The following is a 20,461-nucleotide window of genomic DNA, read 5'->3' on the forward strand; positions in this document are numbered from 1 at the left end:
TCCTTCCAATGCTGTTCTACGTCCGCAGGCTTTTGAATGCCTTCCAGCCCTTAGTTTCGGGCTAGATGTTTCTGTTTGTCAGTAAAAAGTATTTTCGTATAACTTCCCCGTATGCGCATCAAGCACTTCGGGCGTCCGCTCGTGCTCGCTACCAATCATTCGATACACTAGTTCGTACTTCGCCTCTACCGCCCTAGCATTGTGCATCCGTTCCCATTGCAGACGCAGCTTGGCCTGTGCCGTCCATCGGAGGATGGCTGTCTGGGAATCAAATGAACGCACGGTCTCCAGCTTCTTTAACTGTTCTGGCCTTATGGAGGGGGACATCAAACTTTTGACCCTCCCATTAGAGCGGTCAACAGCTAGTTGATAGCATTCATCCCTGACAGATACGTCTTGAACATATACACCAAAGCGAATGATTTCCAAACGATCTTCGTCGTCGGTCTCTTCAGTTAGAAGCTTGAGATACGGCAACATTTCGGCTGCTAGTCCTCGGACATAGTCCATAGCTACTTTTATACATGCGTCTCGATCCCAGGTTAATGGAGCTAGTTGATCTGGCTTACCATGCGAAACAAAGTCAATCAGTTGTCCGGTTTGGCTGTCTACTCGCGCCTTGACCGCTCCCTCCATCTGATCAGCCCAATAGGCCTTCCAAGACCAGTCATTCTTGGCTGGACGCTCTTCATTCTGTTGCTTCCACACCATCAACTTGGTGTTCGAGCCAATATTGTCGTCTTGTACTAACTGAAATTGGTCGTTGTCTACGCCAATCCACTTTTCTAGGCTTCGTGCGGGCGGGAACTCACCTGGCCACTCGTCCAGAGTTCTTGGGTCAGAGGGGACAGCTTCTGCCCTATAGGCTGTCGGAACTTCCTCCTGTGATGATGCAGTATAGATTAGTCCTCTACTTCGGGGGGCGTAAACAAGATGGACCTGATCGTCACCATCCGTGTACACGGCTTTGTCCAATACGCAATATTCCACATGTAGCAAAAAATTCGCCTTTATACACGCCATCTGTTCCTCTTCTGGTGTGATCATGGTTGGGAGTGCTGGCCCTGGAACGGTTCCGTAGTACCTAAATCCGACCACGCGACCGCTGGGGTGAACCATAATCAGGCATCCCGTCTCAGGAAGCGGCAGCCCCATCGCCTTCTGCTGTCGTGTGTACCCAAACATCCCTTCCATCCACTCCATCTCACAATACGGAAAATCACGCAGTGCGCCGGGATAATGATCTTCCAGGAATTGCTCTGCCTGCTGTTTGAGCTCCTCCTCAGATAGCCGTGTCTCGTTGTCCAATGAGGCCCAGGAAATGGCATAGTCTAGCAAGTTGCCGTCCCTGGAGAGCGTGGCAGAAACGGCGTCATCACTCCCCGTTTTAACCCATAAGAAGCCCGCTTCTCCCTTCCCTGTTCCCCTCATGGTGTTTTCTTGATAGTCATTGACGATCAGATCATAATCCGGTGAAACGGCAAACTGGTGCTCTGCTTGTTGTCTTAACTGCAGGCGTAATGTATCCAGGTCTCGTTCGAGAAAATCTTGAGCCATTTCGTTGCGCAAATGTTCCAGCCCCTTCCGTAATTGTGTTTTTACAGTACCTAATGGCATATCCAGGAGATGGGCGATTTGCTGCTGGGTCAGGTCCTTCTTATATTTTAAGAACAGGAGCTGACGCAGCTTCGGATTCAGACTGGCCAATGCACGCTCCAGATCCAGGGTTTGATCGATATCATTAACGACTAATGGCTCTTGCGCCTGCGGGTCTTCGCTCAGGTGAACACGCTTGGATTTCTCCAAATGATTGAGCGCCCGGTTCACCACGATTCTGGTAAGCCAGCTCTCAAACGCTTCGGCTTGCTGCAGCGTTTGCAGTGACTCATAAGCCTTAACCAGGGCATCCTGAACGATATCCTCCGCATCTTTGGACTCCCGTACATAATGGCGAGCCACTCGGTGCAGCTTATCCGTTCGATCCTTTATAAGAGAAACGAAGGCATCGTGATCTCCGTTTTGTGCGGCGTTGATTTGTTGCTGTGCATCGATCATTGTCGTTCACCTCCTGTTATATAGACAGCTAACTCGGGGGTTTGGATTTAATTAATGTAACATTATTCTGGAACTGACCGATCAAATTTCTACGACACGTTATCATGTTCATAGAGATCCACCATGAATCCAGCCATTTCTTTAGCAGTGTTCAACGGCAAGACCTTCTGTAAAGGCACTAATATAGTATTTCGATGCGGAATATGCCACCCTCTCACTGCAATTGCATATCCAAGTGTATGTTTTCATTGGTATATTTTCTTTGTTTAGGTATACATCTAATCGGCAATCGGACGATGTTCTTGCCCATTCCGGCAATCGGTACAAATTCTTGTCCCTCGACGGATTCTATTTGATCAATTCTAGCATAACGATACTCCGTAGTTGGGCTTCTTTGTGCCATATTTACGCCTAAGGTGTTTTGCCGTTGGTTCAAGTTCGCTAGGTAGCTTTTTATTCAACTCCGTTCCCCTTCCAGTTCTGCCAGCTTCGCTATCTCGTAAGCTAAAAGACGCTCTGTTTACCTGCACTCGTTCCTCTGCTCCCTTAATTGCTTTACCTGCTGGCAGTAGCCCCTTATTTCCTCCATCAACTGCTCATAATCTGCTTGAGCCTGGGCAATTGAATGCACCGTTTTTCTTCCTGTTCACGTTTTGCCATTGTCTGTTCATCTCCTTAGATTTTTTGCACGCAAAAAGGGCTCATTCCATCTTCAACAAGTGGAATAAGCCTTCTAAGTGTGGGTTCAAGTTTATAGTATCAAGGTTGTATTAGCACTGTGTACAACGTACAGTGTACGACCCATTCCTATAGAAGTAAACCCAGCGATTATAATTTAGTCAAAATTAAAGTTGTTGACTGGCAACGGGCATTACACGGTCAGGTTAATTGAATTCGCACTTAAGAAGGGAAAATGCTGAGTTGGACACCACCGGAAATTCCGGTCAAGTGAACGTTATCAGCTGTTTCTAAATACCTCCTCAAGCATATTTAAATAACCACTCTTAATAGTCTTCTTATCTTTTAGTTTTAACAACAATTGATAAAAACCTGTTCTATAATCGGAATAGTGGGAGATGTTCGCTTTTTCCATCATTGTTGCAAATCGTTTTTCAAACTGTGGTGCATCACGCAGCATATACTTGAAATTCATCACCCAGAGCTTCATCAAATGAATCCATGGGTCATTTTCAAACTGTGTTTTGTCATAGACCAAATTCTTATCACTGTTTAGGATACTGACATCATAAAATGCGAAGGGATTGTCTCCTCCAATAAATGTTGATACTAAAAATTTATCAGGCATCAGGCTGTTTGCAAAATCATACCACACCGGTTGGAACTTCGCTTTTACACTTTCGGTCACTTCGAACAATGCGATATCTGGAGTAACATCTTTAATTGTTAGCAATAAATCTACATCCGAGTAAGCGTCTGAGGTTTGTTCAACACGACTTCCAATTACATCTATTCGGGTAATAAAATCCAACCCATTTAAATGTTCTATCAACTGTTGGGTCAAACCTTCACTAGTCGACGTTCCCACTATATCCCCTCCGCTAAACTCCTGTTTGTCTTGTCTACGTTACTATATAAATAATGCTATTATAACATACTGGTCGTATCCTGAAGGATAACCTCGACAGCTTCCTTACGACGCGCCCTCATAACCTTTGCTCCAAAATACGTAAGGTGTTGGGTCATTCAGGCAGGTTCTCAGCAACAATTTGGGCAATCGCTTTATCAGACGCATTGTATTTTGACAAAAGCTAAAATGGAGGTAAAGGCATTAGAGCCCTTACCTCCTTACTATTTTGCCACTTCTATTTACATTTACTGCTGCTTGTATAGGTCTGCCTTTCCCCGGCAGGAGAGACGAAGCTTCTCCAAATCAAGCGCAGGCTCACTGGGAAACCAGAAGAATAAAGAAGTTACGCTGCTTGACGTATAGGAACCGGTCCACATCCCTAGTATAGCCTCAATCATATTCTGCTTCAGAGCCTCCTCTTCCAGTCTGTCCGCCTTAATCCGATCGTGGATCTGTTTATAGAACACGTTGAATTTTTGCGAAAGTACCTGCTGTCTCTGCTCGTTAGCAACAGTCAGTTCTTTGGCGACCTTAGCAAGGATATCCTGCATGGATTGCATACTCATGGATAACTTGAGAATATATCCGCTCGCCCCGTACTCAAGCGCCTGCTGGGCATATTTGAACTCATTCATACAATTAAGCATAACAAACCGGCTTATCATCTCGTTAGACCGGGCATTTCTCAACAGTTCAATCCCATCCATACCGGGCACGGCGGAGATGCTCATCTGCTAGAACGTGCAATCAGCAACTTGTTGGATAATGCCGTCAGATACACGCCTGATTTCGGAGAAATTAAAATAGATTGCAGCAGCGTAACCGACCAAGTTAGGTTTGCAATCCGCGATACCGGTCCAGGATTTGCAGAGAATGAAATAGATAGGGTATTCGAACCTTTATTTCGAGGAGAGATGTCCCGGAACCGCTTGACTGGTGGCAGCGGGTCTGGGCATGACCATATCCGAACGCATCATCCGGCGGCATGGGGGCGAACTTGTGGCCGACAACAGTAACCTCGGCGGAGCGCTCTTGTCGGGATGGATTCCATCCGTGAAAGATTCGAGTAGGAGGTAATTTTGCATGTGAAAAATTAAAAGAGGGTATTAATTATCCTTTAAAATTATTCTTTCCGACACTATAAAAGGTAATCCCTTTTTTATATATTGTTCTGCTGAAAGAGAACTATTATTTTCCAATCCACAGATGCTCCATAAATTCCCCAACTAAAAATAGTTGAAACAATTTTCAAATCTTCCGAACTCATATTATGTTGTTGTTTTAATAATAGAGAATGAAATAATTCTCCCAATTCTTTTTTTATTTTCTGTTCAATTATTGAATTAAAGGGTTCCATACTCTTTCTACATTGTGGGCGATATATTCTGTTTTTTTTGTATGAAACTCAGTTAATGTTAAAAAGATAGGATGTCATAATCTAGTTGAATCACGAAGCGGGAGCATTCGATACTCAGGTAATGATGAAGCAGCTCCACTTCCTTATCCAATGCATTATAGGTCTCACCTTTGTCCAGAGCTAGCCGATAATAACGTGCGGACAATTTGGAGATTCGTTCAGTCTCCTGGGCCTTCTCCTTTCGTGCATTCCATGAGATCAGCACCAGCGTATTATATAGAAAATGCTGACGCAAAGGCCCCAGCTCCGCTTTACGTTTGAGTTGTTCGATCTCTCAAATCGTTTGAATCGAATCATCGATTCTGCCCATCATGCGTTATCTCCTACCATTGTTCAATATTATTTCAAAGGAATAATATAAAAGGTTATGTTGGAAAGTTGATTAACTAACCTGCCATTTACCAATTTATCGGAAAATTCCTTCAGTTTCACTCAGTATTAGTACCATTTTGCTGTATTTATATTGTTCGACATGAATCCTTTTGTAATCACAGTCGCTAATAAAAAAATAAAACAAATTCATTACTCCGAGTAATACAGTGCTTAGTAAACAAAACAATATAATCTTATTCTTCAAAGACAGACCCTCCATTTAACTATTCCATAAAAATGAGACCTTCTTCCTTTTGTTATAGTTCTAATAGAAATATGATTGAATTGCGGTCAGGATAATCATATTTAATTGGCAAATCCTCTTTGTCAATCTCTTTAAATCCAACCTTTTTATAGAAACTGTGAGACCGAGTGGCTTTAGATGGGGTATCTAAAATGATCTTTGACAAACCTTGTTCCTTAGCAAAATCAAGCAGAACTTCATAAAGCTTTTTTCCTATTCCAAATTCTTTGCCTCGGTAGTCTTTATAAACAAAAAATTTCTTTAATACAGCAACCTCGTTATTTTTCTTTTGCAAACCAATTGAACCTACGACCTCTCCGTTATCATTTAAGGCTATCCAAAAATTACCGCCATCATTTATATAATTTGAATGAATGTCTAGAATGTCTGGTTGTTCTTTAACACTTATACCCACTTCATATTCGACATTCTGTACATGCAATATTAATTTAATGACTTCTTCTTTATATCTATCATTGTAAACTGTAATCATTTATTAACTCCCCCAACCGTTTTATTAAATGAATGCTATTATAGTGACCGTATTTGCCAAATTTCCTTAAGATTAACCCGAAACTAATGATTAGTAAAATTGAATTTATAGAAGTTATCCATTGATTTTTTTGATACTATAGAGTGAGATTGCATGGAAAGTTGGTGAACTGATGGAAATACGTCATTTTATTACATTTAGAAAAGTTATTCAATTGGGCAGCTTTACACAAGCAGCAGAACATTTAGGTTACACTCAATCCACTGTCACTTCTCATATTCAAGCACTTGAAGAACATTTGGGTGCATCTCTATTTGATCGAATGGGTCGAAAGGTAAGATTGACTGATATAGGCAAGAAATTATTGCACTATACTCAAGAAATTCTGGATACTTACGAGAAAATCGAAAGCATTACAAATGATGGTGATGATATAAGAGGCGAGTTAAGGATTGCGGCTCCTGAATCTTTAACGGTTTATCGACTTGAACCTATATTAAGAGAATATAGAAATAAGTTCCCCCATGTGAGCATCATTTTAAGTAACGCTACTTGCGGAGATAACAAGAGAGCAATACTTCATGGAAGTGCAGATATTGCATTTCTTATGATGCCAACGTTTCAGGATTCAGATTTCATCGTACATTCTTTAATGGACGAGCCTATTGTCCTTGTTGGAAGTCATGACAACCCGCTGAATGTTTTAGATCAAAGCTATGAAAACCAAAAGTTAAACGAGTGTCTGATCACGAATGAGAAAGAATGCAGTTATCGAACCATGTTTGAAGGATATCTTCGAGAAAGAGGAATCGTACTTTCCAACACGATGGAACTTTGGAGTATTGAGGCGATAAAACGTTGCGTAATGAGTGGGCTGGGTATTGCTTGTTTACCATTAATAACTGTAAATAATGAAATCAAGGATGGAAGATTAAAAGTTATTCCTTGCGAAGGTGATCATAAACCGATCTCAGCCCAAATGGTTTATCATAAAAACAAGTGGGTCTCCCCCGCGCTATCAAAGTTTATCGATATAACATTGAAACACACAAGAGACTGGTCATGTGAGTAAATTATTTTTAAGGCAAGATGAAGATGAACTGGTATCTTAATTTTATAATGCGATGTAACCTCTCGAATTAACACAAAAGGAAGAAATCCTGCAGCCATTTTCCAAAGCATACAGGGTGATGGCTGTACATTTCTTTCTTCCGATGTCTTATTGATGTTCAGGATGATAAGTTGATGGTTTCTCCAGGTTTAAGGACGACCCCTACTCCTTCCTTAAGGAGCGAGGCGAAGTACTGCGGGTCTTGTTGAATGAACGGGAACGTGTTGAAGTGGATCGGCACAACTTGTTTGGCTTGAAGCCAATCTGTGGCTACGGCGGCGTCTTCCGGTCCCATCGTATGGTTGTCTCCAATCGGGATAAAAGCCAGATCAATGTCGTTGCGTTCCCCAATCACTTTCATGTCGTAGAAAAGGCCCGTGTCACCTGCATGGTATATCGTTTTCCCTTCGGCTGTGAACAGAATTCCGGTAGGCATTCCCGTGTAGATGATGGTTCGGGTCTCCGAGTTAATATAACTAGAGCTATGGAAAGCCTGAGTCAGCTTCACTTTTCCAAAGTCGAAGGTGTACGCCCCGCCAATACTCATGGCATGGGTTCTTACCCCTTCCCATCCGAGCACATCTGCCAGCTCTGCCGAGGCAACGACCAATGCGTTGTTTCGTTTCGCGATGTCTACCGTATCTCCTACATGATCCCCGTGACCGTGGGTCAACAGGATTACGTCTGCTTGTATACTGGCCGCGTCCAGATCGGTACTTGCGTTGCCTGTAATAAAGGGATCAATCAGGATGGTAGTGCCGTTTGTTTCGATTTTCACAACAGAATGTCCATGATAGGATACTTTCATTTTTATTCCCCCTTTGATCGAATTGCTGATGTCGGGTTTCTTCGGATTAACGTGAGGTAACAAATAACTGCGGCGGTCCGGCTGCCAATTGCCCGAACGAGAGTCCCAACATACATGCAGTCAAGCTAATCTGGGCCATAGAAGGTGATGTCTGCAAATCGCTGGCTAGTGCCGGCAGCGCGGGCAAATACATGTCCAGGGAGAACGGGGCGAGCGAAGCCAAGGCACCCAATATGAGCGCCGCCCCTGCTCTTTTACCTGCCTTCAGCCCTGCTTGTGGCTGAAGCTGGGTCATGCTCTATCCCTCCTTGAATTCACCAAATATGCCTTCGATACGAAAGCACATGAACACTTCCATGAGCGCCCATCCAATGCTCGTATTTCGGAAGCTATGGATGGGCAGAATGTTGTGAAGCATATTCAGTGTGTTAGCTAAATGTAGTCTTAAAAGTTTTTGGCGGCTATGCGTGCTTTCTCAATCGCATCCGCTTTGATTTGTGGAGCGCGATCTCCTGCAGTGGATACGCCTTCTATAAACAGATTATCGAAGTCGGTAATGCCTACGAAGTTCAGGACGGTTTTCAAATGACGGCTGCTGTTCTCCCGATCCGCCACAGGTCCTTCCGAGTAAATTCCGCCGGTAGCTTGGATATGGAAGGCTTTTTTGTTTTCAAGCAGGCCAACGGGACCGTTCTCTGTGTATTTGAAGGTTTTAGCTCTGACGCAGAAGGAATCAATGTATGCCTTCATTACCGGAGGGTAGGAGAAGTTCCACATCGGTGTTACGAACACATACTTGTCTGCAGCAACGAATTCATCAAGTAATGTATTCAACTGAGTCAATTTTTGTTGTTGTGCGGCAGCTAATTGATCGAACGAACCACCATTCTGAAGGGTTCCCCATGCTTCCCATACGTCAACGTCAATGTGGGGAATGTCGCGTTGATACAAGTCTACATGGACTACTTCATCTCCCGGATTACTCTCTTTGTAAGCTTGTACGAATTGCTCTCCGACGGAAAGGCTGTAAGATGCCTGAAGGTTGCCGGGATGGGCAGTAATATAAAGTAAAGTTGACATAATTAAAACTTCCCCTCTAAATAAGTATAGTTTGTGTATTACACGATGAACGGAGCGATGCCGTTACCGTAAGACCAGTTTTCTTTGGTGACCTCAACCAGATTGATGAACACATCCTCCACTCTAATGTTGCACTGCTGATGCAGCTGCTCGGCTAAAGCATCATAGAACTCTTTCTTCACTTCGGCTGACCGGCCGGCATTTAGAGTGATCTGAACGATTAGAAAACCGTCACTTCTATCAATATCCAGGCAATTCGGATCAAAGCTTAAATTCTCGCGGTCAAGTTCTTCTGTAATCAGAAAGCGATCGTTCTGGGGGACGTGCAGCTTGTCTACAATCGTCTGCAAGACGACCTCGCCAATAAGGGCTTTCTCTTCGCTGGAGCGACCTTTCAATGTGGTAATGCGAGTCAATGGCATGTATGTTACCTCCTTGTTATTGTTACTGTTGTTGTTGATATGGCTAATTATATCTGTTAGAATCCAGAACACGAATGTACATGAGTTCGGGTTTGTTCGTGTGAAGCAGCGGAAACTATGGAATTCAGGTGATAGGATGGAAGACGGGAAATTGTCAAAAGATTGGCCTCATGAATGGATCAAAAAAATTCGTTCAAGACCTGCCAGGCACGGCTTATCCAAGCGGATGCGGCAAGTGGACTTGGCACGGCGGATCGGCGTTGATCCGCGAACCGTGCAGCAATGGGAGAATGGAGACCGGCTCCCAAGTGTGGGTAGTCTCAAAGGAATGATCCAAGCGTTTTGCGAAGAAGGACTTCTCTTGGAAGCGGATCCGCGTCAAGAGGCGGAGGATCTCTGGGATACTGTAAAGCGCTTCTCGGAAGCGCGATCAGCGACCTCGCGGGAGTTTCCGGATTTCGACGCTGCCTGGTTCGACACATTGGTTACTCTGGAAGGGATAACACCGAAACCAACAATTATCACACCGCGTGCTTCAATCGCGGCAACACAACAACTGCCAAAGCTCCCTACACTCTTCGTTGGACGAAGTCTGGCCATGGCTGACTTGGAGGAACGGCTGGATATTCACTCTTTGGTCTCTGTCGTGGGTCCCGGGGGAATAGGCAAGACGTCTCTTGCTGTTCAGGTGGCTTCAACGCTTGGGGGAACGTACCCGCAAGGGATATGGATGTTTGAGTTCGGCTCTATCAAAGAACCGCAAGACTTGGATCAGTTGCTCATGTCCACACTAAGACTGCAGAACCAAGCACACCGGACCGACCTTCAAACGATACTGGAGGCCTTGTCCGACCAGAAAATGCTCTTTATTTTTGATAACTGCGAACATGTCATTGACGCAAGCGCATCTTTGGTTGAATCACTTCTTGCATTCGCGCCGGGACTGACAATCCTCGCCACTAGCCGGGAACCTCTCAATATCCCGGGGGAACTTGTCTACCGGCTTCCTCCGTTATCTTTTCCTGCGGATGAGCATTTACTAGAGGAAATACCTGAACAGGAGATTATAGCCTTTGAATCTGTGCAGCTGTTTTTGGAGCGGGCGCATAGTACTGCGCCCCAGTTTCAGCCCACGTTGCCCAATCTTAGGCTTGTTGGCGCTATTTGCAAGAAGCTGGAGGGAATCCCGTTAGCCATTGAGTTAGCGGTTGCCCGAATGAACATGCTGACACTGGAACAAATCAAGGAACGTCTGGGAAATCTGTTGACTTTGCTGACAGCAGGCAAACGAACGGCTGCGACCCGGCAGCAAACGCTCAAATCCACAATAAATTGGAGTTATGAATTGCTGACCGGCAAGGAACGTCTGCTGTTGAGGCGGCTTAGCGTATTTGCGGGAGGGTTTACTTTGGAGGCGGTGGAAGAGATCTGTATCTGTGAGCCTGGAATGTCAGAGCAGCAAGATCGCATCGCCCGCGAAGACGTGCTCGACCTGTTATCCGGCCTGGTCAACAAGTCTCTCGTATCTATTGAGATCAGCAAGGATTACCGCTTCATCCGCTATTTCATACTGGAAGCTATCAAGGAATACGCAGGCGAGAAGCTGCAGAACGAAACTGACAAACATAAGAGCCACCAGCTTTCTGAACGCCATGTTCGTTATTACAGTCAATGTTTGGTCCGTGCGGAGCCCAAGTTCAGGACTCGTGAACGCGAAGCGTGTATTGATGAAGTACGGCGGGAATATGCGAATCTTCGTTCTGCCCTGGAATGGTCATACTCCAATCCGCATGCCCATTCATTCGGGCTTCACATGGTCTCGAACCTCTATTGGTTTTGGCTGCACGAAGGCAGGCTGAAGGAAGGAATGTTCTGGCTGGATCGCTTTCTGGATAACGAAACACACGAAGGACAGCCTGGCACCGATTCCGCAAAGGCCTTACATGGAAGTGGTGTCATTCAATTTATCCGTGGAGATGTTGAAGGTGCCATGAATTCGGCGATCAGAAGCGTTGAACTCGCTCGCGATTTGGGAGAAAGCTCTCTCCTTGCCTCCTCCCTTCGGCTGCTCGCGTTTCTTCACATCAAACAGAAACGCCTTGGGGAAGCCGAGCCATTGGTACAGATGAGCGTTAATATTGCCAGAACCACGGGCGATTTGTGGAATTTAGCTTCCTCATTGCATGCTTACGGGAAGCTCCGATTAGGGCAGAATAATTATCTTGAAGCGTCTAAGCTCCTGAATGAGAGTGTACATTTCTTCGAAGCCGTCCAGGATCAATGGGAAGTATCCGGTCCGTACGAAAGTCTGGGGTATTCCGCCCTGAAGCTTGAGCAGATTGCGGCTTCTATTGAATATTTCAAAAAATGCATCGCCGCAAGCCAGATCTACAGAGGTTCTTGGATTCTATCGCGCGGTATTGAAGGATTAGCCATTGCGTTGTGTGCTAAAAAAGCCTTCACCGAAGCTGCAATCCTTCTCGGAGCTGCTGAGAAAGGCCGCCAAAACTCTGGCGGGGAGGACATGCCCAATTTTCCCGCAGAGCATGAAGAGGTCATTTTTGATCTTCAGCATGTTTTTTCTGAGCAGGAATTGCAGGAATTGTGGAGTAAAGGCACATCAATGACACGATCACAGGTGCTTGCGTATTCACTGGAAATTTAGGCGATAAGCAATAATAAGTGACGACTGTTTATGGTTTATCAATGATTATCGCCAGTAGGTGGGTTAATCAAGGAAACGGAGCCATCCTGTTCCTGGCGATAATCCAGATTACCTAGGGTTAAGGCAAAGGAGTAAATCACTGACTTTTTGCCTGTCGGCTTTTTGTTGAGTTTAAGCTCTTCTTTGAGTCTGTTTTTTCCCAGGGTATAGATTAAATCAGTGTCTGGGCTGGAGGATGAAAATAGAAGCTGCAACAAAAGGTCCGTGTAACGCCAAACCTCTTGATGCAGCTTCTTTTGTATATCTACTCGCTTTGCACAGCGAATTCATAATAACTTTAAGCCTTGCGAAGCATTTGTCTCTCGCTTAGCTGTGAAAGCATATCCTTCGTCATGGCCTTCAGGTCGTAGCAAGTATGAAATCCCCATTCTGTTTTCGCTGCCGTTGCATCAATGGAATGCGGCCAGCTATCGGCAATCGCCTGTCTCTTCGGATCAACGTCATAATCGAGGATAAAGCCGGGAAGCTCATCCCGAATCGCTGCAGCGATCGCCTCCGGATCCACGCTCATTGCGGTGACATTAAATGAATTTCGGTGTATCAACCGGGATGAATCCGCTTCCATCAAATCGATGATAGCGTTCAGGGCATCCGGCATATACATCATGTCCATGTTTGAGTCCTTGGCGATATAAGATGTATATCGGCCAGCCGTCACGGCTGCGTAATAAATTTCCACGGCGTAATCCGTCGTTCCTCCGCCGGGAGGCGTCATATAAGATATCAAACCCGGGAATCGCAGCCCCCTAGTATCCAGGCCATATTTGTGAAAATAATAATCACAAAGCAGTTCGCCGGACACTTTGTTCACGCCGTACATCGTATTTGGCCTCTGGATCGTATCCTGAGGGGTATTGTCTTTCGGAGTCAAAGGACCAAAAGATCCAATGGAGCTTGGAGTGAAAAATTGGCAGCCGAGTTCCCTGGATATTTCAAGTGCATTCATCAATCCGCCCATATTCAAATTCCAGGCAAGCAGCGGTTTCTCCTCTGCGGTAGCCGACAGCAGCGCAGCCAGATGGATGACGGTATCAACGTCGTACCTCTTGGCAATTTCGAACATCGCCTTATCATTCGTCACATCCAGCAGCTCGAATGGCCCAGATCGGGTAATTTCGTGGGCTGATGACCTGAGATCCGTAGCAACGACGTGATCCGCACCATAAATTTCACGTAATTTAACAACTAACTCAGAACCGATTTGGCCTAGTGCTCCGGTCACCAAAATCTTGTTCATAAGACATTCCTCCCGAAATGTACTCCCGCGAATGCAGCTAAATCAGCTTCATGTCCTTGCCAACTTTCTCATACACGTAGATCACTTGGTCGAGCATCTCCTTGGTATGGGCAGCTGTTGGCATGTTGCGTATTCTTCCAGTTCCTTTCGGAACCGTCGGAAACAGGATTGCCTTGGCGTAAACGCCTTCTTCATAAAGCCGTTTGCTGAACTGTTGGGTGGTTACCTCATCGCCAATGATGCAAGGTGTGATCGGCGTTTCGCTTTGGCCTACATCATATCCAAGCCGGCTCAAGCCATTTTTCAAATCATTGCCGTTCTCCCACAGCTTCTCGATCAGCTCTTTGTCATTCATCAAAATGTCGACAGAAGCGCTGCAAGAAGCGATTGCAGCCGGTGGTAGAGATGTCGAGAACAGAAACGGACGGCTTCTCAGCTTCAACCATTCGATCAGTTGTTTTTTACCCGCCACATATCCGCCGACAACGCCAATCGCCTTGGAAAGAGTACCAATTTGAAAGTCAATGCGGTTGGACAATCCAAAATGCTTCACGGTTCCCGCACCTGCTCCGAGAACTCCCGAACCGTGGGCATCATCCACATAAGTAATCAGATCGAATTCTTCTGCTATTTTCACGATTTCGGGCAGCTTTGCTATATCACCATCCATGGAGAAAACCCCGTCGGTGATGACCATAATTTTATGGTACTGACCGGATTCCTTGGCATCTTTCGCCTGCTGTCTTAAATCATTCATATCCGAATGCTTAAAGCGAATCACCTTGGCTCTCGACAGGCGGCAGCCATCAATAATCGAAGCGTGGTTCAGCTCATCTGATAAAATCGCATCATGCTGGTCCATTACCGCGGATATAGCAGCCATATTGCAGTTAAATCCCGATTGATACACGATAACGGCTTCCGTTTTTTTGAAACGGGCCAGTTTTTCTTCAAGCTCAATATGAAGATCCATCGTACCATTAATTGTTCTCACAGCCCCTGCGCCTGCCCCGTATGTCTGCGACGCCTTAACTGAAGCATCAATCAGGCGGTAATCTGTTGCCAGTCCCAAATAGTTATTGGAAGACAAATTGATTAGGGATTTTCCGTCGATACGAATAACAGGACCATTTGCACCCTGCAGCGTATCGATGACGTTATATAGACCTTTAGTTTTTAGATCTTCGATGTTCGATTTTAAAAATTGGTCCAATGCTTGACTTGACATTCCATTCCCTCCTCAACATACGCATGTCCTTGTACAGGAGACATATAATTATCTGGGAAAAACCTGTTATAAAAAGGGTTAGATTGATTTTAATGTATCATCTTTTTATTTTTTTGTACACATGTGGCGGACAAAAAATAAAAAAATCCGCAAAAAAAACATACCGATTGCTTCCCCCATTCTCGGAAGCAATCGCTACTAAATCTTTGCTTATATATTTTGCTGCTCGGTAGTTTGCGATACCATGCCGATTAGATACACGACTAATCGGTAATAGGAACAGGTTCTTGTCCAATACGGTAATCGGTACAAGTTCTTGTCTTCGGCTCGGGACACGAACTTGTACCGATAAAATTAAAAAGCTGCTAAAATAGCGACTTCAATGGGAATATGTTCTTGTCCCTCGACACTTTCTTCTAGATGATAAAACTCAATTGAGCTTGATAAAGAATTTTTTCATAAATATTTTATTGCTATGTTTTGGAAACTGTTATCTCTTATTTGTTCAATTACGTTCCATTGAGGTACACTTACTTATACACTTCTTTCTCCTGCAATTCTCAATCAATAAAAAAAAGGTTGCGCTAAATTGAGCTACAATCTTTTCTAATATCCAGAATAATGCGTTCTTATCAATCCCCCTTCACTTCTCATTTGATGACTAACGATTTGGGCTGCAAAATATTCTAAGTGATCTCTTATGTTTAATGGTCCTCTTTAAATAAAAAATTATGTTGATCCAATTTACGTTTGAGTGACACAATTGATCCTCCTATCAAAAAAGCAGCCCCTTCAGGAGCTGTCTCATGTTATGCCTTATCTTGTAATCTTATCTGTTACGGCTAACCCGCCAGCTACTCGGCACCTGGATAAGGATTGATCTTCTGGATCGTTCCGTCTTCGTTGTATTTCAGCTCGGAATATTTAACGCAGCGCTTATGGTTGCGCCTTCCGACAGGGAGCTGTCGTGATAGAACAGATACCACTTGTCTTCAACTTGCACAATGGAGTGGTGGGTTGTCCAGCCGATAACCGGAGAGAGAATCTCGCCCTTGAACGTGAATGGTCCCATCGGGTTCTTGCCGATCGCATATACGAGCTTATGCGTGGTTCCTGTAGAGTAGGACAGGTACTTGGCGTATTTAAATAAATCAACAAAGCTTATGACTGAGACAAAATTCCTTTTACAAACAATGAGACACTGTGCTTGTAAAAATCTTCCTCGGTGACGAGTTGGGACTGATATTGCCGGTGAATCAGCTCGCTCATCTGAAATCCGTAGCACATCGAGAGAAAAGACATGGCGGCAAGGCGCTCATCCTGTCTGGCTATAACTTTTTTCTTCTGCAGGCGTTCAAAATATTCAACCAGCAAGGAGTGCAGCTTCACCGGCGGATCGGACAGCACTCTGTCCAATTCGGGAAACATTCCTTTGTCGCGGATGCCAATCAAAATGATGTCCGCATTTTTATGAAAAAACAATCGATACTGCTGACTTACATTCAGCAGATCGACTTCCGGATTGTCGGTCGCGTCCTCTTTTAACAGCTTCTCAAATTGCGGGATATCCGAATGTCTTTCAATGATGGCTTCCAATATGCCTTGCTTACTTCCGAATTGCCGGAAAATCGTAGATTCATTGACTTTAGCTTCCGTTGCAATGGTTTTGGTGCTTACTCCCCGATAGCCATTCTTTTTGATGAGCCGTGTCGCGGCTTCAATGATTCTGTCTGAAGTTTGCATTGTATTTCTCCTTTTGCATATGTTAACCCTATTCTACTACAAGTTTTGCAGATGAAGCAGATTCAGAGTTCATCATTTTGATAAACGTTTATTTAAGGTAAATCGCTTCTTCTTTCCCAGCGGCTTGGTTCCGTAATCTTGACATGATCAGGCACCAATTGCGTGAGCGTGCCTAATTTATCAAATGTAATCTGGATTCGGTCAGAGGGCAACAGCCATTCTTCGGTCTCGATTGCGCAGCAATCCGGTATCGTCCCCATTCCTATAATCGTGCCAGGGAGTGGCGTGAAAACTTTGAGAACCTCCTCCATCACTTTTGCAGGGTGTGCAGAATACTCGGATGTGCTTCCCTTCCAGTGCAGTCTCTCCCCGATGCGTACATCCACATCCAATGCCAGCGGGTTGTCGATTTCATCCGGCGTTACCAGAAATGGTCCTATTCCTTTGCTACGATCGAAATCTTTGCAGCGCGTCGGTCCGGTCATCGCCTGGAAATCCGGCCACTGCACATCGCGGACAGTACTGTCGTTAAAAATAACATAACCTGCAATGCAGTTCTCCTTTCCTGTAACAAAGGCCAGCTCCGGCTCGATATCCAGGTAGGAAGAGTACGAAGGCCAATGAATCGTATCCCCATCGCCAATTAATGCATTATGATTACACTTATAATAACTGAAAGTTACTTTATTCAAATCTTGCTGGAATTTTTCGGAAATTTTACGTGTGAGCTCTTCTCTTTCCGGCCCTGTATATTCTCTTTGCAGCAGATTTACGCCAGCATTTCTCAGATGTCTTGGCGTCAGCCCGAAATCGATAAGCGCAGCCGGATTCGGAACCGGCGGTAGCAGGTTTACCGCTGCAATCGGGCTGATTTCATTTTCATTGAATTGGTGTAACTGTTCGACAGCATATTGCATCAATTCCTTAGCGGCATCATAACTTTCCGGCAAATAATGAAGATAGCTGTCCATACTTTCAAGACTATCAACGAATGTTCCCTGCTTTTTCATAATTGCGGCAAAAGACACGACAAATTTCTCGTTAATTACAAGCCCAAAAAAAGGTTCTTGCGATGTATTGGTTTGAAAGGTTATTAGTTTCATGTTGCAGCGCCTCCATCAATGTAGTGTGATGTTGTTCTGTTAGTAGCATACAGTATGGAGTTAATGCATGCAAGTGCATGCTTGCATTTCTGTTTTCCATTTTCTATAATGAGGACATAGTCAGTATGACTTACCCAAAAACATATACGCAAAGGAGAATTTTTATGAAGTATGGACGTATTATCCAAAAACCTCGCGTTAAATTTTTTGAAGTTGCACATGGCGTCTTTGCTGGTATTTCGCCGTATCGCGGGATCAGTTGGGCCAATGCCGGGTTCATCAACAAAGGTGAGGGGTTGGTGTATGACACGTTTTTCGATTTGTTCCATGCGCGGGAAATGCGGGAGGCTTTTAAGGAAGTAAGCAACGGCGGCTCTCCCGCATATGTGGTGAACTCGCACTATAATAGCGACCATGCCTGGGGAAACAAAGTGTTTGAAGATGCTTGCATTATTATGCACAAGGAAGCGTCCAGAGAGCGTCTTACCGAAAATATCGCCTGGATGGACAGCGTCATCAGAAGAGGAAAGGATTCTCCGGATTCTACTTCGGGCGAGCGGTTTTTTGCAGCGGAATTTGAAGGATTCGACCTGGAAGGCGTAGAATGGTTGCTCCCGAATGTTGAGATAAAGGACGATATCAACATCCGCCTTGGCGATACGGAAGTCATGATTTACAACGTAGCTCCGGCCCACTCTGACAGTGACTTGCTGCTGTGGATGCCAAAAGAAAAAGTGCTGTTCGCCGGCGATGTCGTGTTTAACGGGTGTACGGCATACAGCGAAGAGGGAACCCTCAATTGGGTTAAAGTGCTTGACCGCATTATTGATGAAATTAAACCCGAAATCATTATTCCAGGACATGGCGCTATTTGCGGCCTGGACTTCGTGAAGGAGCAGAGAGACTACCTCCTGAACCTGATCAGCGAGTTCAACAAGCATTACAATGACGAAATTGATGCCTTGTCCCTGACCAAGCAAATTGATATTTCCCGCTTCCTTCATTGGATTCAGCCAGAACGCTTGTATGTTACAGTGGACATCCTATTGAAAAGTAAACGAGGGTTACCACCCCTTCCAATTTGGAACGAGGTGCCTGCTAAACTGGAAGACATGAAAGTTTTTTTGGCCGGAAAATATGGTAATCAAATCAAGCCATGGGACCCTATGAGTGTTTGGCAAGAATGAATAGCAATTTGAAGCTAGCCTACGAAAAACAAAAATCGGCCCTGTCGCAAACGATGCGAACAGCGGCCGTTTTTTTGAATTGTTCCACGGAATTAAAATGGAGTTGGACTTATGACTTACTTTTCCGATAATTTAATAACACAAAGATCTATCAATAATTACAGTTCATTAGATTCAATCGAATTTATGTACATTTTAGCTTTTATGCTAAGACACCCAATGGTATATAAATAATTTAACATTAATATAATGTAAAGGCTGTTGACTAAGTTTACTTAAGGGGGCATTTAATATTGATTAAATTCCAGAATGAGCGTCAGATGATACCGCATCCAATTCTTTTGGAAGCAAAACAGAGTGCAGCAAATCAAATTCTAATTACGTATGATCAGCGGACAGATTTAGGATCAGCAACACATATTTCAAACTACTGGATTAGGAGTACTATGGAACACCTACCGGTATTGCAACTGTGGGAATGAGTGATGCACTGATGTCTTCAAACTCAATACGTCGGGAACTTGAAGGATAAACACAATTAACGTAACGATTAAAAATTATAACTCCAAGAGCGTAACCTAAAATGTAGGCGTTGTTCTTCATATAAATCCCTATTCACTTACCAAGTTCGAAATGTGCTCATTCACTACATTGGTATGGGTCTGTTTCTATGTCCAATGATCGATCGAATCCACAAATTCCTACAGATACTCTGTTTGCTGTGTAGACCTAGCCTAATAAAATATCAGTTATTAGACATACACCCATTAGAATAAATTACATAAACTGGACTGCATAACTAAGAAGGTAAACCATGATTACTGAGCAAACGAATGTAAACTCTTCTTCAAACCTTTGCAAGCTATGCATTTACAGGTATCTGATAACAGGAGCTTTTTATTGTAAGGTGATACCGCTTAATGAAGAGTGTCCCCCAATGTTTGAGTATGAAGAGTTAGGAAGCATAATAATAAGCTGTCCTGTATTGCAATCAGACAACTCTTCAGCTTTAGTTCCCCCACTTCCGATTGAGGTTACAGATGTACCAGCAGATATAAGACAGCGTGATACCATATTAAAGAGCTATAATCAGGGCGAGCTAAAGCACTATGCTGATCAGGTAGCGAACGGACAGCAACCAGATGATCCACTGGATGTCCCTCCTTTGCGCTCCGTACCAATATCAAGTCTCTTGGGCTGTGAAGGAAAATGGGTCAATCTTCTTATAGGTAACGTATTTGCTTTTATCCCAGTTGTGTTCAAATTTAATCGTCTTTTACAGCAGCCGAATGGATACTATCTCGAAGGATGGATGGAACTACCTGATGGAACTTGGCAGCAGTTTGGCACTGTAACGCTTCCCTACCCTGCATCAAATATTCAAGTTATATGGTGCTAAATTATTTAACAGAGACAGTGACCTCAGATTGTAGTTACGTCCAGCTGATCGACACCTGAAGGCTTGAAGAATCAATAACTCCAATCACTTACATCAACGATAATAAGGTTTCATAATAATTCGGTCAGGTCATTCTTTATAGTTTACTTAAAAAACCCCTGAATCTCTCATAATGAGAAATTCAGGGGTTTCTTTTCTATACTTATTGCACGTGTTGTGGACGGCAACTACCAGTCCTAGCATTAATAT

General features: G+C 44.2%; 16 protein-coding genes and 3 pseudogenes. 5 read left to right on the plus strand and 14 right to left on the minus strand.

The annotated features are described in order from the left end of the window. Positions 1 to 78: 78 nt before the first annotated feature. The 3 genes from MHI14_RS14385 to MHI14_RS14395 form a co-directional block, all read right to left on the minus strand. Positions 79 to 2,055 (minus strand): sigma-70 family RNA polymerase sigma factor, encoded by a 1,977-nt coding sequence (locus MHI14_RS14385; protein ID WP_341130591.1) that lies wholly within the window; start codon positions 2,053 to 2,055, stop codon positions 79 to 81. Between the two features lie 958 nt (positions 2,056 to 3,013). Further along, positions 3,014 to 3,601, minus strand: a complete 588-nt coding sequence (locus MHI14_RS14390; protein WP_341130592.1) for a hypothetical protein — start codon at positions 3,599 to 3,601, stop codon at positions 3,014 to 3,016. 287 nt (positions 3,602 to 3,888) lie between these two features. After that, the gene (locus MHI14_RS14395) at positions 3,889 to 4,278 is read right to left on the minus strand and encodes a hypothetical protein (RefSeq protein ID WP_341130593.1); all 390 of its coding nucleotides are present in this window, start codon (positions 4,276 to 4,278) and stop codon (positions 3,889 to 3,891) included. An 84-nt stretch (positions 4,279 to 4,362) separates the two neighbouring features. Here MHI14_RS14395 and MHI14_RS14400 point away from each other — a divergent pair. Continuing rightward, a pseudogene (locus tag MHI14_RS14400) lies at positions 4,363 to 4,720 on the plus strand (sensor histidine kinase); the annotation flags it as partial. 338 nt (positions 4,721 to 5,058) lie between these two features. Here MHI14_RS14400 and MHI14_RS14405 read toward each other — a convergent pair. Beyond that, the gene (locus tag MHI14_RS14405; protein WP_165980188.1) at positions 5,059 to 5,295 is read right to left on the minus strand and encodes a sensor histidine kinase; all 237 of its coding nucleotides are present in this window, start codon (positions 5,293 to 5,295) and stop codon (positions 5,059 to 5,061) included. A gap of 394 nt (positions 5,296 to 5,689) precedes the next feature. Beyond that, complete coding sequence (locus MHI14_RS14410; RefSeq protein ID WP_341130594.1) at positions 5,690 to 6,169, minus strand: GNAT family N-acetyltransferase; 480 nt, start codon at positions 6,167 to 6,169, stop codon at positions 5,690 to 5,692. Positions 6,170 to 6,341: 172 nt separating this feature from the next. Between MHI14_RS14410 and MHI14_RS14415 the strand changes: the two genes are divergently transcribed. Then, positions 6,342 to 7,241, plus strand: coding sequence for a LysR family transcriptional regulator (locus tag MHI14_RS14415; protein WP_165980187.1), 900 nt, complete (start codon positions 6,342 to 6,344; stop codon positions 7,239 to 7,241). A gap of 157 nt (positions 7,242 to 7,398) precedes the next feature. On the opposite strand, the gene MHI14_RS14420 is transcribed toward MHI14_RS14415, so the two are convergent. The 4 genes and pseudogenes from MHI14_RS14420 to MHI14_RS14435 all read right to left on the minus strand — a co-directional run bounded on the left by MHI14_RS14420 (position 7,399) and on the right by MHI14_RS14435 (position 9,590). Next, positions 7,399 to 8,088 carry a metal-dependent hydrolase gene (locus MHI14_RS14420; protein ID WP_341130595.1) on the minus strand — a complete coding sequence of 230 codons (690 nt, stop codon included), beginning with the start codon at positions 8,086 to 8,088 and terminating at the stop codon, positions 7,399 to 7,401. Positions 8,089 to 8,161: 73 nt separating this feature from the next. Next, positions 8,162 to 8,383 (minus strand): annotated as a pseudogene (locus MHI14_RS14425) (MFS transporter); the annotation flags it as partial. Positions 8,384 to 8,532: 149 nt separating this feature from the next. Then, a complete protein-coding gene (locus MHI14_RS14430; RefSeq protein WP_133385013.1) occupies positions 8,533 to 9,168 on the minus strand; it encodes an FMN-dependent NADH-azoreductase in 636 nt (211 codons plus the stop codon). A 38-nt stretch (positions 9,169 to 9,206) separates the two neighbouring features. Further along, the gene (locus MHI14_RS14435) at positions 9,207 to 9,590 is read right to left on the minus strand and encodes a tautomerase family protein (RefSeq protein WP_133385012.1); all 384 of its coding nucleotides are present in this window, start codon (positions 9,588 to 9,590) and stop codon (positions 9,207 to 9,209) included. Between the two features lie 226 nt (positions 9,591 to 9,816). Between MHI14_RS14435 and MHI14_RS14440 the strand changes: the two genes are divergently transcribed. Next, entirely contained in the window at positions 9,817 to 12,255 is a 2,439-nt protein-coding gene (locus MHI14_RS14440) for a tetratricopeptide repeat protein (protein WP_341131702.1), read from the plus strand. Positions 12,256 to 12,592: 337 nt separating this feature from the next. On the opposite strand, the gene MHI14_RS14445 is transcribed toward MHI14_RS14440, so the two are convergent. The 5 genes and pseudogenes from MHI14_RS14445 to MHI14_RS14465 all read right to left on the minus strand — a co-directional run bounded on the left by MHI14_RS14445 (position 12,593) and on the right by MHI14_RS14465 (position 17,626). Continuing rightward, a complete protein-coding gene (locus MHI14_RS14445; protein ID WP_133385009.1) occupies positions 12,593 to 13,552 on the minus strand; it encodes an NAD-dependent epimerase/dehydratase family protein in 960 nt (319 codons plus the stop codon). 37 nt (positions 13,553 to 13,589) lie between these two features. Further along, entirely contained in the window at positions 13,590 to 14,780 is a 1,191-nt protein-coding gene (locus MHI14_RS14450) for a glycine C-acetyltransferase (RefSeq protein ID WP_341130596.1), read from the minus strand. An 854-nt stretch (positions 14,781 to 15,634) separates the two neighbouring features. Next, positions 15,635 to 15,912: pseudogene (locus tag MHI14_RS14455) on the minus strand (alpha-N-arabinofuranosidase); the annotation flags it as partial. Between the two features lie 29 nt (positions 15,913 to 15,941). Then, positions 15,942 to 16,523 (minus strand): TetR/AcrR family transcriptional regulator, encoded by a 582-nt coding sequence (locus tag MHI14_RS14460; RefSeq protein WP_091029755.1) that lies wholly within the window; start codon positions 16,521 to 16,523, stop codon positions 15,942 to 15,944. A gap of 92 nt (positions 16,524 to 16,615) precedes the next feature. Then, positions 16,616 to 17,626 (minus strand): fumarylacetoacetate hydrolase family protein, encoded by a 1,011-nt coding sequence (locus tag MHI14_RS14465; protein ID WP_341130597.1) that lies wholly within the window; start codon positions 17,624 to 17,626, stop codon positions 16,616 to 16,618. Positions 17,627 to 17,790: 164 nt separating this feature from the next. Between MHI14_RS14465 and MHI14_RS14470 the strand changes: the two genes are divergently transcribed. Together MHI14_RS14470 and MHI14_RS14475 are read left to right on the plus strand one after the other, a co-directional pair. After that, entirely contained in the window at positions 17,791 to 18,813 is a 1,023-nt protein-coding gene (locus MHI14_RS14470) for an MBL fold metallo-hydrolase (protein WP_341130598.1), read from the plus strand. A gap of 814 nt (positions 18,814 to 19,627) precedes the next feature. Beyond that, entirely contained in the window at positions 19,628 to 20,212 is a 585-nt protein-coding gene (locus MHI14_RS14475) for a hypothetical protein (RefSeq protein WP_341130599.1), read from the plus strand. Positions 20,213 to 20,461: the final 249 nt, after the last annotated feature.

The sequence above is a fragment of the Paenibacillus sp. FSL K6-2393 genome, assembly GCF_038002545.1.
Lineage (GTDB): Bacteria > Bacillota > Bacilli > Paenibacillales > Paenibacillaceae > Paenibacillus.

Excerpts from the sequence above, each read along its gene's own strand:
- MHI14_RS14385 (WP_341130591.1), bottom strand. The coding sequence starts at position 2,055 with ATGATCGATGCACAGCAACAAATCAACGCCGCACAAAACGGAGATCAC.
- MHI14_RS14395 (WP_341130593.1), bottom strand. The coding sequence starts at position 4,278 with ATGAATGAGTTCAAATATGCCCAGCAGGCGCTTGAGTACGGGGCGAGC.
- MHI14_RS14410 (WP_341130594.1), bottom strand. The coding sequence starts at position 6,169 with ATGATTACAGTTTACAATGATAGATATAAAGAAGAAGTCATTAAATTA.
- MHI14_RS14415 (WP_165980187.1), top strand. The coding sequence starts at position 6,342 with ATGGAAATACGTCATTTTATTACATTTAGAAAAGTTATTCAATTGGGC.
- MHI14_RS14420 (WP_341130595.1), bottom strand. The coding sequence starts at position 8,088 with ATGAAAGTATCCTATCATGGACATTCTGTTGTGAAAATCGAAACAAAC.
- MHI14_RS14430 (WP_133385013.1), bottom strand. The coding sequence starts at position 9,168 with ATGTCAACTTTACTTTATATTACTGCCCATCCCGGCAACCTTCAGGCA.
- MHI14_RS14435 (WP_133385012.1), bottom strand. The coding sequence starts at position 9,590 with ATGCCATTGACTCGCATTACCACATTGAAAGGTCGCTCCAGCGAAGAG.
- MHI14_RS14440 (WP_341131702.1), top strand. The coding sequence starts at position 9,817 with ATGCGGCAAGTGGACTTGGCACGGCGGATCGGCGTTGATCCGCGAACC.
- MHI14_RS14445 (WP_133385009.1), bottom strand. The coding sequence starts at position 13,552 with ATGAACAAGATTTTGGTGACCGGAGCACTAGGCCAAATCGGTTCTGAG.
- MHI14_RS14450 (WP_341130596.1), bottom strand. The coding sequence starts at position 14,780 with ATGTCAAGTCAAGCATTGGACCAATTTTTAAAATCGAACATCGAAGAT.
- MHI14_RS14460 (WP_091029755.1), bottom strand. The coding sequence starts at position 16,523 with ATGCAAACTTCAGACAGAATCATTGAAGCCGCGACACGGCTCATCAAA.
- MHI14_RS14465 (WP_341130597.1), bottom strand. The coding sequence starts at position 17,626 with ATGAAACTAATAACCTTTCAAACCAATACATCGCAAGAACCTTTTTTT.
- MHI14_RS14470 (WP_341130598.1), top strand. The coding sequence starts at position 17,791 with ATGAAGTATGGACGTATTATCCAAAAACCTCGCGTTAAATTTTTTGAA.
- MHI14_RS14475 (WP_341130599.1), top strand. The coding sequence starts at position 19,628 with ATGATTACTGAGCAAACGAATGTAAACTCTTCTTCAAACCTTTGCAAG.